The 17,458-nt window shown below is 72.5% G+C and carries 15 protein-coding genes; 10 read left to right on the top strand and 5 right to left on the bottom strand.

Annotation, left to right across the window (positions count from 1 at the left end; translation table 11 throughout):
* The 3 genes from ABT137_RS45965 to ABT137_RS45955 all read right to left on the bottom strand — a co-directional run.
* A partial coding sequence (locus tag ABT137_RS45965; RefSeq protein WP_351718865.1) for a helix-turn-helix domain-containing protein occupies window positions 1-179 on the bottom strand: 179 nt, incomplete at its 3' end.
* A 247-nt stretch (window positions 180-426) separates the two neighbouring features.
* Window positions 427-1,314, bottom strand: a complete 888-nt coding sequence (locus ABT137_RS45960) for a helix-turn-helix transcriptional regulator (protein ID WP_351718862.1) — start codon at window positions 1,312-1,314, stop codon at window positions 427-429.
* 7 nt (window positions 1,315-1,321) lie between these two features.
* Window positions 1,322-2,185: a phytanoyl-CoA dioxygenase family protein gene (locus ABT137_RS45955; RefSeq protein WP_351718859.1), complete on the bottom strand. Its 864-nt coding sequence runs from the start codon at window positions 2,183-2,185 to the stop codon at window positions 1,322-1,324.
* A gap of 198 nt (window positions 2,186-2,383) precedes the next feature.
* On the opposite strand from ABT137_RS45955, the gene ABT137_RS45950 reads away from it, so the two are divergent.
* The 10 genes from ABT137_RS45950 to ABT137_RS45905 all read left to right on the top strand — a co-directional run bounded on the left by ABT137_RS45950 (window position 2,384) and on the right by ABT137_RS45905 (window position 15,856).
* On the top strand, window positions 2,384-3,529 hold the full coding sequence (locus tag ABT137_RS45950; protein ID WP_351718857.1) for a LacI family DNA-binding transcriptional regulator: 1,146 nt from the start codon (window positions 2,384-2,386) through the stop codon (window positions 3,527-3,529).
* Window positions 3,526-4,452, top strand: coding sequence for an ABC transporter permease (locus tag ABT137_RS45945; protein ID WP_351718854.1), 927 nt, complete (start codon window positions 3,526-3,528; stop codon window positions 4,450-4,452). Before ABT137_RS45950 ends, ABT137_RS45945 begins: the two co-directional genes overlap by 4 nt.
* Complete coding sequence (locus ABT137_RS45940) at window positions 4,452-5,330, top strand: ABC transporter permease (RefSeq protein WP_351718851.1); 879 nt, start codon at window positions 4,452-4,454, stop codon at window positions 5,328-5,330. Before ABT137_RS45945 ends, ABT137_RS45940 begins: the two co-directional genes overlap by 1 nt.
* A 124-nt stretch (window positions 5,331-5,454) precedes the next feature.
* Window positions 5,455-6,996, top strand: a complete 1,542-nt coding sequence (locus ABT137_RS45935) for an ABC transporter substrate-binding protein (protein ID WP_351718849.1) — start codon at window positions 5,455-5,457, stop codon at window positions 6,994-6,996.
* 41 nt (window positions 6,997-7,037) lie between these two features.
* The gene (locus ABT137_RS45930; RefSeq protein ID WP_351718846.1) at window positions 7,038-8,024 is read left to right on the top strand and encodes an ABC transporter ATP-binding protein; all 987 of its coding nucleotides are present in this window, start codon (window positions 7,038-7,040) and stop codon (window positions 8,022-8,024) included.
* Complete coding sequence (locus tag ABT137_RS45925; RefSeq protein ID WP_351718844.1) at window positions 8,021-8,845, top strand: ATP-binding cassette domain-containing protein; 825 nt, start codon at window positions 8,021-8,023, stop codon at window positions 8,843-8,845. The genes ABT137_RS45930 and ABT137_RS45925 overlap by 4 nt, the downstream gene beginning before the upstream one ends.
* Window positions 8,842-10,998, top strand: a complete 2,157-nt coding sequence (locus tag ABT137_RS45920; RefSeq protein WP_351718842.1) for an amylo-alpha-1,6-glucosidase — start codon at window positions 8,842-8,844, stop codon at window positions 10,996-10,998. The genes ABT137_RS45925 and ABT137_RS45920 overlap by 4 nt, the downstream gene beginning before the upstream one ends.
* A complete protein-coding gene (locus ABT137_RS45915; protein WP_351718839.1) occupies window positions 10,995-12,608 on the top strand; it encodes an FAD-dependent oxidoreductase in 1,614 nt (537 codons plus the stop codon). Before ABT137_RS45920 ends, ABT137_RS45915 begins: the two co-directional genes overlap by 4 nt.
* Window positions 12,608-13,663 (top strand): dihydrodipicolinate synthase family protein, encoded by a 1,056-nt coding sequence (locus ABT137_RS45910; protein WP_351718836.1) that lies wholly within the window; start codon window positions 12,608-12,610, stop codon window positions 13,661-13,663. The genes ABT137_RS45915 and ABT137_RS45910 overlap by 1 nt, the downstream gene beginning before the upstream one ends.
* 66 nt (window positions 13,664-13,729) lie before the next feature.
* Window positions 13,730-15,856 (top strand): golvesin C-terminal-like domain-containing protein, encoded by a 2,127-nt coding sequence (locus ABT137_RS45905; RefSeq protein ID WP_351718833.1) that lies wholly within the window; start codon window positions 13,730-13,732, stop codon window positions 15,854-15,856.
* 9 nt (window positions 15,857-15,865) lie between these two features.
* On the opposite strand, the gene ABT137_RS45900 is transcribed toward ABT137_RS45905, so the two are convergent.
* Both ABT137_RS45900 and ABT137_RS45895 read right to left on the bottom strand, forming a co-directional pair.
* On the bottom strand, window positions 15,866-16,516 hold the full coding sequence (locus ABT137_RS45900; RefSeq protein WP_351718831.1) for a hypothetical protein: 651 nt from the start codon (window positions 16,514-16,516) through the stop codon (window positions 15,866-15,868).
* A 21-nt stretch (window positions 16,517-16,537) separates the two neighbouring features.
* Window positions 16,538-17,416, bottom strand: a complete 879-nt coding sequence (locus tag ABT137_RS45895) for a TauD/TfdA dioxygenase family protein (protein ID WP_351718828.1) — start codon at window positions 17,414-17,416, stop codon at window positions 16,538-16,540.
* Window positions 17,417-17,458: the final 42 nt, after the last annotated feature.

Below are 17,458 nucleotides of genomic sequence, written 5' to 3'. Positions count from 1 at the left end.
CGGCCCTGTTCGAGGCGGGCGTAGTAGTCGGTACTCACGCCGGCCAGGTGGGCGACCTCTTCGCGGCGCAGTCCGGGTACCCGGCGCGCGCCGCCGCCGAAGGCCGCTCCCGCGTCCTCGGGATGCAGCCGGGCCCGGCGCGAGCGCAGGAAGTCACCCAGTTCGCCGTTGTGGTTCATGCATCCAGTGATACCACCGTGGCGGCGTGACCGGCCGGTGAAGGCGGACCGGCCAGACCTGGGTGCGGCGACCGCTCTCGCGGAACGTCGACACACGCTTACCGGACGCGATGCCCGATGAACCGGTAAGCAACGCCGCCGTCACAGACGGTGCTCGACAGCAAGCAGGCAGTGGCTGAGCGCAGCCGCGATGGCTGTCTGAGGGCCGGCCTCGGGGCAGCGAAGGCCATGTGCGCTGCGCGCCCTCTTACGAGGGTGGCGCCAGGGCCTGGAGTGCGGACAGGGCGCCGTCGGTGACCGGGGACGGCGGGGCCGACTCGGGCGGCACCTTGCGGAAGGCGCTCGGGGACATGCCGTAGACGGCACGGAACCGGCGCGAGAAATGGTAGGCGTCGGGGAAGCCGCACCGTACGGCTATGGCGCGGAGCGAGAGGTTGCTCAGCCACAGCAGTGGCTCGGCCCTGGCCAGGCGGAGCCGTTCGAGCCCGGCCACGGGGCTGACGCCGAGGTGCCGCCGGCAGATCCGGGACAGCGTGCTCTCCGAGACGCCGGCCGCCTGTGCCAGCCGCTCCAGGGGGAGCGGGCGGGCGACGCCGTCCGACCAGTGGCGGCGGACCGCGGTCATCATGGCGAGCAGCGGCTCCGGGAGCGCCGTTGGGCTGGGGCCGGTGCCGTGCACGAAGGTGAAGAGCAGCAGGCGCAGGGTCTCCTCGGCGTGCCGCTCCCAGCCGGGCGGGCGGGTCGCGCCGAGCGTCAGCAGGTACTGGCAGAGCGTGGCCATCGGGTCGCCCCGGCCCGTCAGGTCGCGGACGACCGGCCAGCCGGTGTCGTCGGTGGGCTCGGTGTCCCCTGGGGCGGTGGGCAGCCGGAAATGCGTGTACGCGTGCCGGGTGGGCCGGTGGGCGTCCCAGTGGAAGGTGTCGCGCATGCCGGGGCGTACCAGCAGCAGTGTGCTGGGCCCCAGGGGTACGGTCAGGTCGCCGCAGACCCAGTAGGCGCTGCCGTGCAGCAGCCAGACGAATTCGTAGGATCCGGCGTCCCTGGGGCCGAAGACCGAACCGGGCGGGTAGTCGGCGACAGCGGGACCGAGCCGGGACAGCAGTGTGGGGGTCGGGGGCGGGACGCGGTCCGTCACGGCGGTCTCACCTGTCACAGCCCCCGGACCGGTCGCGCCGCACCCGGGGCCTGCGCACGTCGGCGGTGCCCTTGTAGGCGTACGGGTCCCGGCCCGCGACCAGCACGATGTCCCGGAAGTCGGCCTGGGCCATGGGTACTTCGGCCTCGGGGGGTGCCCAGGGGAGGAGGGACGAGGCGCTCATGTAGTGGTTGACCAGGGCCCGTCGGAAGCCCTGCCGGCCGGTGTTGGGCAGTGACTTGTGCAGCAGATAGCCGTTGAAGAGCAGCACCGATCCGGCGGAGATCTCGACCGGGAGGGCGTCGGCCTCGTCGTACGGGAAGCCGTAGGACTCGACCGTGCAGTCGTAACGGGCGTCGTCGTGCTCCCGGTTGGGGTAGATGACGCCGGGGCGGTGCGAGCCCGGCAGGACCCAGAGGCAGCCGTTGTCGACGGTGGCGTCGTCGAGGGCGAGCCAGGCGGCGGTCAGCGACCGGTCCCGGGTGGGGATGAACATCTCGTCCTGGTGCCACGCCTGGCCGGGCTTCCCCTCGGACTTGACGAACAGCATCGACTGCATCGCCTTGACGTCGGGACCGATCACCTCGGTCAGCGGTCCGACGACGGCGGGATGGCGCATGGTGTCGAGCATGAGCGGCGACAGCTTGTGCGGATAGTGCACGCACAGGAACCGCCGTACCGTCTCGTCGTCGCTCTCGCCCGCGACCGGCGGCGGCGCCCCCTCGACGGCGCCCCGCCCGCCGCGGCAGATCCGTACGGTCTCCGCCCGCAGCTCCGCCACCTCGTCCGGTGCCAGGGCGCCCGGCAGTACCGCGTAACCGTCCCGGTCGAAGCGGGACGCGAGGTCGTCGTCGACGGTGTGCTCGGTCATGGTCCCGATGTTCCTGGACATCGCGTCCGCGTGCCATGGCTCACCCGCGCACAGGGATGGCGAATCCGGTCACAAGCCGAGATCGGATCATCTGTCAGAAACAAGCCCGACAAAGGGCGTTCACGTGTCTTGACGCCTTTCGCCGGGTCCGAGTAGCGTCATTCGGCACTTGCTAATACGTATTAACTGGGAGTGCTCATGGCCCCTCCCGAACGACGTAGACGCTCCACCCAACGGGACATCGCCCGGCGCGCCGGCGTCTCCCAGGCGACGGTGTCGCTGGTGATCAGCGGAGGCGCGGCGAGTGCGCAGATCGCGGAACCGACCCGGCGGGCCGTGCTGGCGGCGGCCGAGGAACTGGGCTACGCGGCCAACGTCGCCGCGCGCAGCCTGAAGGGCGGCCGGAACCGGCTGCTCGGGCTCTACACCTTCGAGTCGGTGTTCCCGACCGACCAACGCGACTTCTACTACCCGTTCCTGCTCGGCGTGGAGGAGGAGACGGCACGGCAGGGCTACGACCTGCTGCTGTACTGCTCCGGCGGGAGCGCATCCGGTGCCCTGAACACTTCGGGTGCTGCGAGCGCTTCGGGTGCGCCGAGGGCCGAGCGGTCCATCTACGCCGGTGGTACCAACCGGCTGAAGATCGCGGACGGTTGCGTCCTGCTCGGCCGGAACGTCCGCCGTGAGGAGCTGTCCGCGCTGGTCCGGGAGGACTTCCCGTTCGTCTTCGTCGGACGCCGGGAGGTGGACGACGGTGAACTCTCCTACGTGGCCGCCGACTACGTCTCGGCGACCGCGGCACTCGTCGCCGAGCTGGCGCGGCTCGGCCACCGGCGGATCCTGTATCTGCGGGCCCCGGAGGACAGCGAGCCCACCAGGGACCGCGAGGAGGGGTACCGGCGCGGGCTGGCCGAGGCCGGCATCGCCGTGGACGAGGCGTTGATCCGGAGCCTGGCCGATCCCGCGGACCTGACGGTCGAGCGGCTGGCGGGGTGGATCGACGGACTCGGGATCACCGCGCTGCTGGTCGAGCCGGCCGAGGACAACCGGCTCACCGAGGCGCTGGCGACGATGGCCGGTACGGAACGGGTCCGGTTTCCGGAGGACTGCTCGCTGGCCCTGCTGGGCGATCCACCGTCCTGGACACCCGATTCGCGGAACTGGACACGGTTCTCGCTGCCCCGCGCCCAGATGGCGGGGGAGGCCGTACGAGTGCTGATCGAGCTGCTCGACCAGGAGACCCCCGAGCCGCGGCAACTGACCGTGCCCTGCGCCTTCGTACCGGGCGACTCGGTCGGACCGGTACGCACCACACGTACCGGTGGCAGGGGGCCGCGGACATGATTCGGATGATCGTGCACCGGCTGCTCATCGGGGTCTTCGTGATGTGGGGCGCCGCCTCGCTCATCTTCCTCATCGTCCGGGCCGCGCCCGGCGACCCCGCCACCGTACTGCTCGGCCCGGACGCCACCCGGAGCCAGATCGACCAACTGCGCTCCTCACTCGGCCTCGACCGGCCGCTCGGGGCGCAGTACCTCAGCTACCTCGGCGACGTCTGCCGGCTCGACTTCGGCCAGTCGCACTGGCTCGGCAGGTCCGCGATGGGCGCGGTCCTCGACCGGCTGCCCGCCACCGTCGACCTCACCGTGACGGCCACCGTGATCGCGGTGATCGTGGGACTGACGTTCGGCATGCTGGCCGGGGCGCGGCCGGGCGGGCTGCTTGACCGGGTGGTCTCGGCCTGCACGATCGCCCTCCAGTCGTTCCCGACGTTCTGGATCGGCATCATGCTGGTGCTGGTCTTCGCCCTGACCCTGCGCCTGCTGCCCAGTTCCGGGGTCGGCACCCCCCAGCACCTGGTGCTGCCCGCCGTCACCCTCTCGTTCCCGTTCGTCGCGATCATCGCCCGGCTGACCCGGACCAGCCTCGCGGAGACGATGCGCGAGAGCTACATCCAGACCGCGCTCTCCAAGGGACTGACCGAGCGTCAGGTGCTGTTCGGTCACGCCCTGCGCAACTCGCTGATCCCGGTGGTGACCGTGGTGGGCGTCCAGGTCGGGGCGCTGGTCGGCGGCGCCGTGATCGTCGAGAACGTGTTCGCCTGGCCCGGCCTCGGATCGCTCGTGGTGGAGGCGGTCGCCAACCGCGACTACACGGTCGTCCAGGGCGCCACCCTGCTCATCGCCGGGATCGTCGTCGTACTCAACCTGATGGCCGATCTGCTCATCGCCCAACTGGATCCGCGGATCCGGACGGGAGCCGTCTGATGACCGACCTCACCGTCGCCGTCGAGAAGCCGATGACGGCTCCGCGGCGGGCACCGCGCTCGCTCCTGTCCCGGGTCCCCGCCGTGGTCGTGGGCTGCTACCTGCTGGTGGCCGTCGTCGGGCCCCTGCTGATCCACTACGACCCGGTGCACACCTCCCTGGACGACCGGCTGCTCGCCCCCGGCACCAAGGTGTCCACCGGAGGCACGGCCTGGCTCGGCACGGACGGACTCGGCCGCGACATGTTCGCCCAGATCGTCTACGGGGCCCGGACGGCGGTGCTCATCGGCGTGTCCACGGTCGCGCTGTCCTGCCTCGTCGGGGTTCTCCTCGGCGCCGTTGCCGGTTACTTCCGGGGCGTCGCCGACGCCGTACTCGCCCGGATCTTCGACGTCCTGCTGGCCTTCCCCGCGATCCTGCTCGCGATCGTGATCGCGGGCGCCTTCGAACGCAGTGTGCTGCTGGTCGTCGTCGCGCTCTCCGCGACCGGCTGGATCGGCTTCGCCCGCGTCACCCGGGGCATCGCGCTCTCGCTCAGGGAACGGCCGTGGGTCGACGCCGCCCGGGTGCTGGGGGTGCCCGGCCGGAACATTCTCGCCCGGCACGTGCTCCCGTTCACGGCCGGACCGATCGTCGCCCTCGCCACGCTCGAATTCGCGCTGGTGGTGCTGGCGGAGGCGGGGCTCAGCTTCCTCGGCATCGGGCTGCCCCTGTCGACCGTGTCGTGGGGGCAGACCATCGCCAACGGCAAGGAGTACCTCGAAACGCAATGGTGGATCTCCACCCTGCCGGGCATCGCCCTGTCCCTCCTCATCGTCAACGTGGGCATCTTCGGCGACCAGCTCACCGCCCGCTACGGCCGCGGCCGCCCCTACTAGAACCACCCGACCAAGCACCTCCCCCGGCCAGCACCCCCCGACCTGCCGTACGAACGCACAGCGACGCACAGCGCCTCACCCACCGGCTGACTCCGACCGACCCTCGATCGAGAGGAGCACCATCATGACCAGGACGCGTGAGCACGGGCGGAACCGGCTGATCCGGCTCGCCGCCACCGCCACGGCGGGCGCGGCGCTCCTCGCCGCGTGCTCGACGACCACCGGCGGCGACGACAACGGGGGCGGTTCCGCCTCGGGCGACGTGACGGTCGCCGGCACCTATCCGATCGAGAGCCTGGACCCGCACGGAGCCCAAGGCGCCTCCACAGGAACCCAGTTGGCCGCCCAGGAGATCTTCAGCAGACTCGTGAAACCCGCCGCGGACGGCACCCTCGAAGGCGACCTCGCCGCGTCCTGGAAGCCCGGCAAGGACGTCACGACGTGGACGTTCACGCTGCGCTCCGGCGTCACCTTCTCCGACGGCTCCGCCCTCGACGCCGACGACGTGGTCGCCTCCTTCCAGCGGATGATCAGCCTGAACGGCCCCAACGCGGGCAACTTCCCGGGCGACACGATGACCAAGGTCTCCGCCACCGAGGTGGTCCTGCACAGCCCGGCGCCCGACGCGTCCGTCCCCGGCAAGCTCGGCACCTTCTACGTCCTCCCGTCGGGCGTCGGCAAGGACGACACCGCCTTCTTCAACCACGCCGTCGGCTCGGGGCCGTTCACCGTCGACGCGTTCACCCCGAGCGGGTCGCTGGTCCTGGTGCCGAACAAGAAGTACCGGGGCACGAAGCCCACGCTCAGCAAGGTCACCATCCGGAACATCCCCGAACTCGCGGCCCGCATGACCGCACTGCGCACCGGCGAGGTGGACGTCGTCTGGGGCATCCCGGACGACCAACTCGCCTCGCTGAAAGGCCAGAAGGACCTGACGGTGCAGACCGTGCCGAGCAGCGCCGAGTTCACCATGTGGTTCAACTCCTCGATCCCCGCCCTCAAGGACGCGAAGGTGCGCCGCGCCATCTGGCAGGCCGTCGACTTCAGGACCATCATCGACAAGCTCTATCCCGACACCGGCAAGGCGGCCGACGCACCCGTGACGAGTGTCGTCCTCGGCCACGCGGCGCAGCCCGCCGTCGCCTACGACCCGGCAGCCGCCAAGGCGGCCCTCACCGCCGCCGGGTTCGACTTCTCGAAGAAGCTCCGGCTGCAGTTCGCCAACGACGAGTTCAAGCCCTTCATCCAGGCCGTCGTCTCGGACCTGCAGAAGGTCGGCGTACAGGTGGAGCCGCTGGAGAAGGAGCAGGCCGTCTTCACGGAGGACCTGCTCGCGCTCAAGTGGGACATCAACTTCCAGCAGCTGGCCACCCCCAGCTACGACGCGGCCAGCAACCTCGGCCGTCTCTACACCTGCGCGGCCAAGCGCATGGGCTACTGCAACAAGACGCTGGACGGTCTGCTGGCGGCGGCCGGCGCGACGGCCGACAAGGCGAAGCGCACCGACCTCTACGGCCAGGCCGGCCGGATCATCTGGCAGGACGCGGTCGGCATGTACCCGATGTCCGTGAGCATCGCCTACGCCTGGAACAGCGGCCTGAAGGGCTTCGTCCCGGACGCCAGCGGGCTGCCGGACTTCGCGGGCGTACGGACCGGCGGCTCGTGACCCCCGCCGGAACCGCGCGCGAACACGGGGCCGGGAAAGCCGTGCCCGCGACCGACGGGCCGGTCCTGCGGATCGAGGACCTGGTGGTGGAACTGCCCGGCCCGCGCGGCACCCGGACCCGCGTACTGGACGGCGTCTCCTTCGACGTGCCACGGGCCACCACCGTGGGGCTGATCGGCGAGTCCGGCAGCGGGAAGACCATGACCGCCCACGCGATCCTTGGCCTGCCGCCCGAGGGCGCCACCCTGGCCGGCCGGCTGCTGTGGCACGGCGAGGACCTGCTCGCCGCCGACCCGGCACGGCGCCGTGCGGTACGCGGCCGGGAGATCGCGATGATCTTCCAGGACCCGCTCGCCGCCCTCAACCCGACCCAGCGGATCGGCCGTCAGGTCGGCGAGATACCGCGCCGCGACCGGCTGCCCCGTGCCGAGGTGAACCGCCGGGTCGTCGAACTCCTCGACCGGGTCGGCGTGCCGGAACCGGAACGGCGGATGCGCGCCTACCCGCACGAACTCTCCGGAGGACTGCGCCAACGTGCCGTGATCGCGATGGCGCTGGCCGGAAACCCCGCACTGCTGCTCGCCGACGAGCCCACGACGGCGCTCGACGTCACCGTGCAGTCCCGGATCCTGCGGCTGCTGGCCGACATCCAGACCGCGGACGGCCTGGCGATGCTGCTGGTCAGCCATGACCTGCGGGTCGTGTCGCACGTCGGCGAGCAGGTGGTGGTGATGTACGCCGGACGGGTCTGCGAACACGGGCCCGCCCGTGACGTCCTGCGGCGGCCCGCCCATCCGTACACCGCGGCACTGGTGCGCAGCGTGCCCGCCGTCCGGACCCGTACCGCACTGGCCGACCCGCTGCCCGGGGCTCCGGCGACCCCGGCGAACCGGCCGGCCGGCTGCGCCTTCCATCCGCGCTGCCCCCTGGCCCGCGCCCGGTGCCGCGCCGAACGGCCACAGGCGCGGGAGGTGGCGCCGGGCCGCCGGAGCGCCTGCCACTTCGCCGAGGAGGTGCCGCGGTCGTGAGCACGAACGAGCACGCCCTCCTCGATGTGCGTGACCTGCACGTCAGTTACGGAGGACGGCGGAGCGGTCAGGTCGCGGTGGACGGGGTGAGCCTGTCGGTGGCACCCGAGGAGACACTCGGGCTGGTCGGCGAGTCGGGCTCCGGCAAGACGACCGTCGCCCGGTGCGTGGCCGGACTGCTGCGGCCCGGTGCCGGGTCCGTCACCTTCGAGGGGCGGCCGCTCGGCCGCGCGGGGCGCCGGCCGCCCGAACTGCAGCGTGCGGTGCAGATGGTGTTCCAGGACCCGCGGTCCTCGCTGAACCCGCGCATGACGGTCGCCTCGGTCATCGCCGAGGTCTGGAACACCCACCCGGTCACCGCACCCGAGGGCGACCGCACCGAGGCACTGCACGGGCTCCTCGCCGACATGGGGCTCGACCCCGAGGTGGCGGCGCGGCGCGCGGGGGACCTGTCGGGCGGTCAGTGCCAGCGGGTCAGCATCGCCAGAGCACTGGCCGTACGGCCCCGGCTGCTGGTGTGCGACGAGGCGGTGTCGGCGCTCGACGTCTCGGTCCAGGCCCAGATCCTGCGGCTGCTGGTCGACCTGCGCGGACGGCACCGGCTCGCGATGCTGTTCATCTCGCACGACCTGGGAGTGGTGCACCAGATCGCCGACCGGGTGGCGGTGATGCGCCGGGGCGTGATCGTGGAGAAGGGCCGGACCGGCGAGGTGCTGACCGCACCGCGTCACCCGTACACGCAGGCGCTGCTGGACGCGGCCCTGGACCTCGACGAATCGGTGCCGGGGGACGGTACCGCCGACGGCAAGGCGGTCGTATGAACGGCAGCGGGAGTGGGAGCGGGACGGCAGAGCAGCGCGTCACCAGCAGGCCCGCGCCGATCGGATGGAACACCTGGGACGTCCGTACCCACACCGGTATGAGCCGGCTGCCGGCCGGACCTCGGGTACGGTTCGGCGTACTCGGCCCCGACGGCCCGGTGCTCGACGGGTTCACCTGGCGCGACGGACTCGAACGGCTCGGCCCGCACACCGTGGACGGCAGCTACGCCGAGGTGACGGTACGGGCGGCGGGCCACCGGCTGTGGCTGGAGTTCGCGGGCGGACCCGGCGACGTCCTGCACGTCCGCGCCGAGAGCACGGGCCGGGTCGTGCTGTCCGTGGCGGACCTGGCCGGAACCGACGAGCCGACGGGCCGTCCGGACACCGTCACCTTCTCTGCGGGCGGGCTCCGCTGGACGGTCACCGCCTCGTCGGCGGTCCGCAGGATCGAGGGGCCCGTGGACGAGCTGGTCCTGGCAGTCGGTGGTCCCGGCACCGTCGAGCTGCGGATCGCACCGGCGGACGTGCCGGGCACGGTGGCGGACACCGCCGGTGTCCTCGCGTCGCACCGCGCCGCCGCCGACCGGACCCGGCTGCGCTCCGGCGGCTGGCTCGGCGACGCCGCCGACGCCCTGACCAGGGCCGTCACCTGGAACACCGTCTACGCGCCCGACATCGGCCGCGTCCTCACCCCGACCTCCAGGGACTTCGTCAGCGCCGAGCGGAAAGGCTTCTACGGCACCTGGGCCCTGCACGCCTGGGACACCTTCTTCACCGGACTCACCGCCTCGGCCGTCGACCGGGACTACGCGCGCGGCATCTTCGAACAGATCCTTCCGTACGCGGACGGGGCCGGCATGATCCCGAACCGGATCTCGGACGACAGGGGCCGCACCGACGACCGTTCGCAGCCGCCGGTCGGCGCGCTGACGGTGTACCAGGCCTATCTGGCGGGCGGCCTCTCGCCCGGGACCCGCGACACGGCGCTGCTCGACGCCACGTTCCCGGCACTGCTGGCCTGGCACGACTGGTGGCCCCGGGCCCGCCGCGGACCGCACGGGCTGCTCGCCTGGGGCTCCGACCCGGTCGCGGGCGACTCCGCGTCGGCGACCCTGGACCGGGCCAGACGCGAATCGGGCCTGGACGACTCGCCGATGTACGACGAGGCCCGGTACGACCCGGCGACCCACACCATGGACCTCGCCGACGTCGGCCTGAACGCCCTCCACATCGCCGATGCCGAGGCACTGGCGGACATCGCGGGCCTCCTCGGGGAGCGCGCGACGGCCGACCGGTTGCACGCCGAGGCCGCCGCGGCCAGGGCGGTCGCCGACCGGCTGCTGTGGGACGACGGGCGCGGCGGCTACCGCAACCTCACGTCGGCGGGCACACATGATCCGCACGTCTCGCCGACGATGCTGTACGCGCTGCTGGGCGGGTTGCCGGACACCGGGCGTGCGGCCGCGGTGGCCGCCGATCTGCTGCGGCCAGAAGTGCTGGGCGGCGTACGTCCCTTGCCCAGCGTGGCCCGCAACGACCCTGGTTTCGCGGCGACTTACTGGCGCGGCCGGATCTGGGCGCCGATGGCGTATCTCGCCGTACGCGGGCTGCGGCGGTACGGGCTGAGCGAGCTGAGCCGGCCGGTGGTGGGGGACCTGCTGCGGCTGTTTCTCCACGAGTGGCACGAGTACGGCCACGTCCGGGAGAACTATCCGGCCGTCGACGGCGAGAACCTGACGAACCTTCGGAAACGGTCGGACGGGCTGATGGCCTGGGGCGGACTGCTGGCGTATCTCGCCTTCGGTGAACTGGCCGAAGCGCGCCCGGACGGCTGGCGGTTCGCCCACCCGGGCGAGCCGGCCGAACTGTGCAACCTGCCGCTGGGCGACGGCCGCCTCGACGTCCGGGCGGCCGACCGGCTCACCGTCCACCTCGACGGACGTGTCCTGCTGGACATGGCGCCCGGCGTCGTCGTACGGGACTACCGGCGGACCCGTGACCGCGTCACCGGGACCGCCGAGGGCGTCGGCGACCTGCTCGTCACCCCGCCGGACGGCGGCCCGCCCGTGCCGGTGGACGTACGGGGTGCACCTCGGAGCTTCACCTTCGGCCCGGACGGCGCGGGTGACCTACCGGAAGGGAGTGGTGTATGAGCGCGCCGACTTCGGCGGCCACGGACATCCTCGTCGTCGGAGGGGGACTCGGCGGGGTGGCCGCGGCGCTGGCCGCCCTCGACCGGGGCCGGTCGGTCCTGCTCACCGAGGAGACCGACTGGATCGGCGGTCAGCTCACCAGCCAGGGCGTGCCGCCCGACGAGCACGCCTGGATCGAGCAGTTCGGCGCCACCCGCACCTACCGCGCGCTGCGCGAGGCGGTCCGCGAGCACTACCGGACCTGGTATCCGCTCACCGAGGAGGCCAGGCGGCGCCGGTATCTCAACCCGGGCGAGGGCCGGGTGAGCCCGCTGTGCCACGAACCCCGGGTCGGCGCCGCCGTCCTGGAGGCCATGGTCGCGCCGTACGTGGCCGCAGGCCGGCTGCGGATCCTGTACCGGCACCGTCCGGTGGCCGCTTCCGTGGACGGCGACCGCGTACGGTCCGTGGTCGTCGAAGGCCCGGACGGCACACGGGTCGAGGCGACGGCGCCGTACGTCCTGGACGCCACGGAACTCGGCGACCTGCTGCCGCTGACCGGCACCGAGCACGTGACGGGCTTCGAGTCGCGGCGGGACACCGGCGAGCCGAGCGCACCCGACGCGGCCCAGCCGGCCAACATGCAGGCGTTCTCCTGGGTGTTCGCCGTCGACCACCTGGCCGGAGAGGACCACACCATCGACAGGCCGGCCGGCTACGACCGCTGGGCCGCCTACCACCCCCCGCAGTGGCCGAACCGGCTGCTGAGCCTGAGCGCGCCCGACCCGAGGACGCTGCAGACCGTACCGCGCGGCTTCACCCCGAACGCCGACTCGGGGCCGGTCGTCGCCGACCAGAGCAAGGACGCGGGCGACAAGGAACTGTGGGAGTTCCGCCGGGTGTTCTCCCGGAAACTGTACCGGCCGGGGTTCGCCGCGAGCGACGTGACCATCGTCAACTGGCCCATGATCGACTACCTGCCCGGCCCGCTGATCGGGGTGGACGACAAGGAGCGGGACCGGCACCTGGCGGCGGCCCGCGAGCTGAGCCTGAGCATGCTCCACTGGCTGCAGACCGAGGCACCCCGTCCGGACGGCGGCACCGGCTGGCCCGGCCTGCGGCTCCGCGGCGACGTGCTGGGCACGTCCGACGGGCTCGCCAAGGCGCCGTACATCCGGGAGTCACGCCGGATCGTCGCCCGGCGCCGCATCGTCGAACAGGACCTGTCCCTCGCCGTGCGCGGCGAGTACGGCGCGGTGCGCTACCCGGACTCGGTCGGCATCGGGATGTACCGGATCGACCTGCACCCGTCCACCGGCGGCGACACCTACATCGACGTCGCCAGCAGCCCCTTCCAGATCCCGCTGGGCGCCCTGCTCCCCGTGCGGGTGCGGAACCTGCTGCCGGTGTGCAAGAACATCGGCACCACCCACATCACCAACGGCTGCTACCGGCTGCACCCCGTCGAGTGGAACATCGGCGAGGCGGCCGGGTCCCTGGCGGCCTACTGCCTCGACAACCGCCTGGACGTCGAGCAGGTGTACGAGGACGGCGAGGAACTGCACCGCTTCCAGGACGAACTCACACGCGCCGGGGTGGAACTGGCCTGGCCCGAGGTCAAGGGGTACTGATGGGTGGTCGGGACAGGGGGGCCGAGCGATCCGGGTCGGTAGGGGCAAGCGAAGCGCCCCAAAGGGGCGCGGGGCTGCATCGATATGCGGCTCCGCCGCGGGGCGCGACCAGCCACGACGGCGCTGCAGCCGAACGACCGCACATCGACGGACGCACGCTGCTCACCGGTGTCATCGTCCCGCTGGTCACCCCGATGGATCGGCCCGGACACCCCTCGCCCCCGGCCACCGCCGCCCTGCTCCGCGCGCTCGCGGCGGCCGGCGCCCGCGGCCTCATGCTCTTCGGCAGCAACGGCGAGGGCCCGCTGCTCCCCACGGCACAACTGGGCGACTTCGCCGCCGGGGTTGCCGCACGCTGGCGCGAAATGACCGACGGCGGACCGGTGTTGGTGAACGTCACGGCCCCCGGCACCGCCGAGGCGCTGGCGCGGGCGGAGGCCGTCCGCCCCGCCGCGCCGGACGCGCTGGTGCTCAGCCCGCCGACCTACTTCCATCACCGGCACGACGAGATCGTCGCCCACTACGCCGCCTTCGCCGGCCTCGGTGTTCCCGTCGTCGCCTACCACGCCCCCCGCTACGGCAACCCGCTGACCCCCGCCCTGCTCGACGAACTGACCGCCCTCCCGCACCTGGTGGGCATCAAGGACAGCTCGGGCGACCCCGCACTGTTCGGCCACGCCCTCGCGGCGGCCCGGCGGCGCGACGACTTCGGGGTCAGCCAGGGCGCGGAGCGCCAGGCACTCGACGCGCTGCGGCTCGGGGCCGACGGCGTCGTCCTCGGAGTGGCCAACCTGGCGCCCGCGGTGACCGTCGAGCTGTGCCGGGCCCACCGCGACGGCCGGGACGAGGACGCGCGGCGCGCGCAGCAACTGCTCGACGAGGTACTGGCGTTGCACACCGTGCGTCCCGGCGTCCCGGGGGTGAAGGCCGTCCTGGCCGAGCGCGGACTGTGCCCGCCGTATGCCGCGGCGCCCTTCACACCGTGCTCCGAGGGGGAGCGCAAGGCGCTGCTCGACCTGCTCGCCCCCCTCGACGCACATCTCGTACGCGCCTGATTCCCAGTTCGCGCCGGTGCCTCTCCTGACTGCACTCCCTCCGTTCCGCCCGAAAGGGGTGGCCCCATGTCCGACGACAGACCGAACCGCGCCGCCATGAACCGCAGATCCTTCGCCCTGGGCGTCGTCGGCGCCACGGCGACCGCTGCGTTGGGGCCCGTGGCCCTCGGCTCCACGGCACAGGCCGCCGAACGGTCGTCCGCAGCGGACCGGCACGGTGCCTTCTTCGAGGAGCAGACCCTCTGGGACTCCGCCGAGGGCCCGCTGGTGAGCTACCACGTCCACGCGCTCGCCGTGCTGCCCGACGACACGATCCTGGCCGTGACCGAGGGCCGCCACGAGGTGTGCGACGCCGGCCCACGTGACCTGCTGCTGCGCCGCAGCACCGACGGCGGCCGGACGTGGGAGGCGAGCCGCACCCTGGTCGCCTCCGTCGACGGCGAGTCCTGGGGCAACCCGGCGCTGGTCGTGGACCGCGAGACGCGGGAGGTCTTCCTCTTCTACATGCTCTCGCTCCGGCTCCCGCAGAACACCTCCTGCTCGGGCGACTCCGGCGAGCTCTACGTCATCTCCAGCCGGGACAGCGGCCAGACCTGGGGCGAACCACGTAGTCTGGCAGGCCTGTTCGACGGCTTCCCCTACAACTGGGCGCTGCACGGCCCCGGTCCGGGCCACGGACTCCAGCTGCGCTCCGGCCGTCTGCTGCTCAACTGCCTGCACCGCAGGGTGATCGTCGGCAACACGGTGGCCCAGCGGTTCTACGGCGTCGCGCCGCTCTACAGCGACGACCACGGTGCCACCTGGCAGGCGACCGGCGAAGTGCCCGTACAGGTCGCGTACCCCATCAACGAGGCGCGGATGGTGCAGCGCTCCGACGGCACCGTGCTCGTCAACGGCCGCTTCGCGTCGGGCGGTGAGAACCAGCGCATCGTCTCCGTCAGCACGGACGACGGCACGACCTGGTCGCAGCCGGCGCTCGACGGCGGCACCGGCTCGTTCAACGCGGTGGACGCGGGCCTGCTGCGCTACACCGGCGGCCCCGGCAGCCGTCAACCCGGGCGCGTACTGTTCAGCCGCCCGGACTCGCCCGTCCGATACAACATGACGGTGGGAGTCAGCTACGACGAGGGCTTCTCGTACCGGTACCAGCGGGTCATCAACGAGAACCGCTCCTTCTACTCGGATCTCGCCCGGCTGTCCGACGGCACCATCGTGCTGCTCTACGGCTGCGACGGCGACATGGCGAGTGTCCCGCAGCGGGTCGACGTCTGCTGTTTCTCGCTCGACTGGCTGACCCGGGGCCGTGACAGCCTGCGCGGCGGCCCCCACCACCGGGAGACCGTCATCGCGTTGGCCGAAGCGGACCGCGAGGTCAGCGGCGGTTCCGTGGAGACCGTCACGGATCCGCTCGCACGCCGTGGCGAGCGGCTGGTCCTCACCCCCGAACAGGTCGGCGACACCGTTGAGTTCACCTTCCGGGTGCCGCACACCGGCGACTACGAGCTGCTCCTGCGCCACTACCGCTCGGCGGACGGCGCGCTGGCCACGGTCACGACGGACGGCATCCGACTGCCCGCCCATGCGATCGACACCACGGCGCAGACGGCCGCTGGCTTCGACCTGGCCCACCTCGGTGCCACCCGGCTGCGCGCCGGACGGCACACCCTGCGCTGCGCGGTGACGGCACCCGGCCGGGGCGGCGGCACCCGGCTGGGCCTCGACTCGCTCAGCCTGATCGAGGCGCCGGGCTCCGCCGACGTGCGCGCCGAGGTGGTCGTGGACAACGACCGGCTGGGCTTCGCCGTCGTCAGCGGCAGTTGGCCGACCGCGACGGCGGACCCCGGCTACTGGTCGGGCAACTACCGTACGGCGCCCGCGGGTTCGGGCGAGCGGAAGGTGCACTGGCAGCCGGCCGTGCCCCAGGACGGCGAGTACGAGATCCAGGCGTCCTACCCCCCGGCCGCGAACCGGGCGAGCAACGCCCCCTACACCGTCGTCGACGCGGACGGCACCACCACGACCGTACGCGTCGACCAGCGGGCCGCGGGAACCACCGATCCGCGCGGCGGTACCTGGGTCTCGCTCGGCGAGTTCCGGCTCCAGGCCGGTCTCGGCACGTCGATCGAACTGACCAACGACGCCGACGGCGTGGTGGCCGCCGACGCCGTCCGCCTGCTGGGCCCGCGGACCTGAGCTCCGGCCTCAGAGCCGGGCGGCCGTGAGCGCTGTGAGGAGTCCGTCGGCCAGAGGCTCCACCCGGGGCGTGCTGCCCGCCGCCGTGGCGCGCAGGACGGCCCTCAGCTGTGCTTCGGGGAACGTGTCGGCATAGGCCGGGGCGTCGTCCGCCGCGTACGCCGCCGCGAGCGCCGAGCCCAGGGCACTCGCGTGGGCCTCGGCGCAGGCGCGGGCGTTCGCCTCGGTGGTGAGACGGGCGTACGCGTGGCCGTACGCGTCGGCCTCGGGCGCGGAGTACCCGTTGGCCAGGGCGTGGTCCCGGGCGCCCGTGTGGCCCTCCGCGTACACGGCGGCGCGGTCGTAGGCGGCGTCGTGCAGCCGCAGCAGGAGCGGGCCGAGAGCGGACCGCCAGGTGTTCCGGTCGGCCGGTGTGCCCCGGGCCGCCGCCCGGTGCAGGGCCGCCGGTGCGGCGGTGTCCGCCGTGCCCGCGAGCAGCGGCAGCACGGTGTCCGCCTGCCAGACGTGGACGGCCCGCAGCCCGGCAGGAAGCCTCGCGGTACCGGCCAGGGCGCGCAGTCGGGTCGCCCAGGCGTCCGCGGCGGGCGGCGGCAGTTCCCCGTGGAGGGCGGCGGCGAGCTGCCGCAGCCAGGCGGGCACGTCGGCCGTGATCGTGACCATGTGCGGTGTCCCTGCGGCGGGTCAGGCGGTCAGCGACGTGCCGTCGATCGCCACGCGGCGGCCCTCCCTGGTGTGCGGGAAGTAGTCCCACACCGCGTGGTGCTGCACACTGCGGTTGTCCCAGAACACCAGCGTGCGCTCCTGCCAGCGGACCCGGCAGTGCAGCAGCGGGGTACGGGCGATGTGCTCGTACAGCATCCCCAGCAGGGCGTCGCTCTCGGCGCGCGACAGCTGGGTGATGTGCGAGGTGTAGGGGGCGTTGACGAACAGCAGCTGGCGGCCGTTCTCCGGATGGCGGACGACGACCGGCTGTTCGGTGCGCGGCACGTCGTACTCGGGCGGCGGGGTCAGCCCGGCGTCCGTCCAGGGCTTGGCACCGTCGTGGAAGGCGGTCAGGTCGTCCAGGAAACCGCGCAGGGCGGGGGAGAGCAGGTCGTAGGCGAGGTGCATGTTGGCGAACAGGGTGTCGCCGCCGCTGCCGCCCTCGGGGATTGTGGTGATGTACAGCATGGAGCCGAGGGAGGGCTCGGCGTCGGCGGTGCCGTCGGAGTGCCAGCCGTTGCCGGCGACGGCCTTGGAGTCCTTGTCCGCCTTGATCTCCAGGATGTGCGGGTCCGATCCCTCGGCGGCGAGGGCGACGGGGTGCAGCTCGCCGAAGACGCCCGCGAACCGCTTGTGTTCCTCGGGAGTCAGGTCCTGGTCGCGGAAGACCAGCACGTGGTGGGCGTGGAACGCGTGCTTGAGCTCCTTCTCCTGCTGCGGCGTCAGCTCGCGGGAGAGATCGAGCCCGGTGACCTCGGCGCCCAGCACCGGGGTGATCGGGGCGACGGAGAGGGTGTCGTAGGGCTCGGCGGGGCGGGTGGTGAGCCGTGCCACGGCGCGCAGTGCGTAGTCCTCCATGAGGGACCTCCTTGGGCTGGACGGGCTGGACGGATGCGTCGA

Origin of the sequence: Streptomyces sp. NPDC001980 (assembly GCF_040296885.1) — a bacterium.
Taxonomy (GTDB): Bacteria; Actinomycetota; Actinomycetes; order Streptomycetales; family Streptomycetaceae; genus Streptomyces.
Note: the sequence above shows the minus strand (reverse complement) of the source record. Positions and strands in the feature narration are given on the sequence as shown.

Coding starts and splice junctions, on each gene's coding strand:
- ABT137_RS45935 (WP_351718849.1), top strand. CDS start 5,455: ATGACCAGGACGCGTGAGCACGGGCGGAACCGGCTGATCCGGCTCGCC.
- ABT137_RS45945 (WP_351718854.1), top strand. CDS start 3,526: ATGATTCGGATGATCGTGCACCGGCTGCTCATCGGGGTCTTCGTGATG.
- ABT137_RS45910 (WP_351718836.1), top strand. CDS start 12,608: ATGGGTGGTCGGGACAGGGGGGCCGAGCGATCCGGGTCGGTAGGGGCA.
- ABT137_RS45955 (WP_351718859.1), bottom strand. CDS start 2,185: ATGACCGAGCACACCGTCGACGACGACCTCGCGTCCCGCTTCGACCGG.
- ABT137_RS45950 (WP_351718857.1), top strand. CDS start 2,384: ATGGCCCCTCCCGAACGACGTAGACGCTCCACCCAACGGGACATCGCC.
- ABT137_RS45900 (WP_351718831.1), bottom strand. CDS start 16,516: ATGGTCACGATCACGGCCGACGTGCCCGCCTGGCTGCGGCAGCTCGCC.
- ABT137_RS45905 (WP_351718833.1), top strand. CDS start 13,730: ATGTCCGACGACAGACCGAACCGCGCCGCCATGAACCGCAGATCCTTC.
- ABT137_RS45940 (WP_351718851.1), top strand. CDS start 4,452: ATGACCGACCTCACCGTCGCCGTCGAGAAGCCGATGACGGCTCCGCGG.
- ABT137_RS45920 (WP_351718842.1), top strand. CDS start 8,842: ATGAACGGCAGCGGGAGTGGGAGCGGGACGGCAGAGCAGCGCGTCACC.
- ABT137_RS45915 (WP_351718839.1), top strand. CDS start 10,995: ATGAGCGCGCCGACTTCGGCGGCCACGGACATCCTCGTCGTCGGAGGG.
- ABT137_RS45895 (WP_351718828.1), bottom strand. CDS start 17,416: ATGGAGGACTACGCACTGCGCGCCGTGGCACGGCTCACCACCCGCCCC.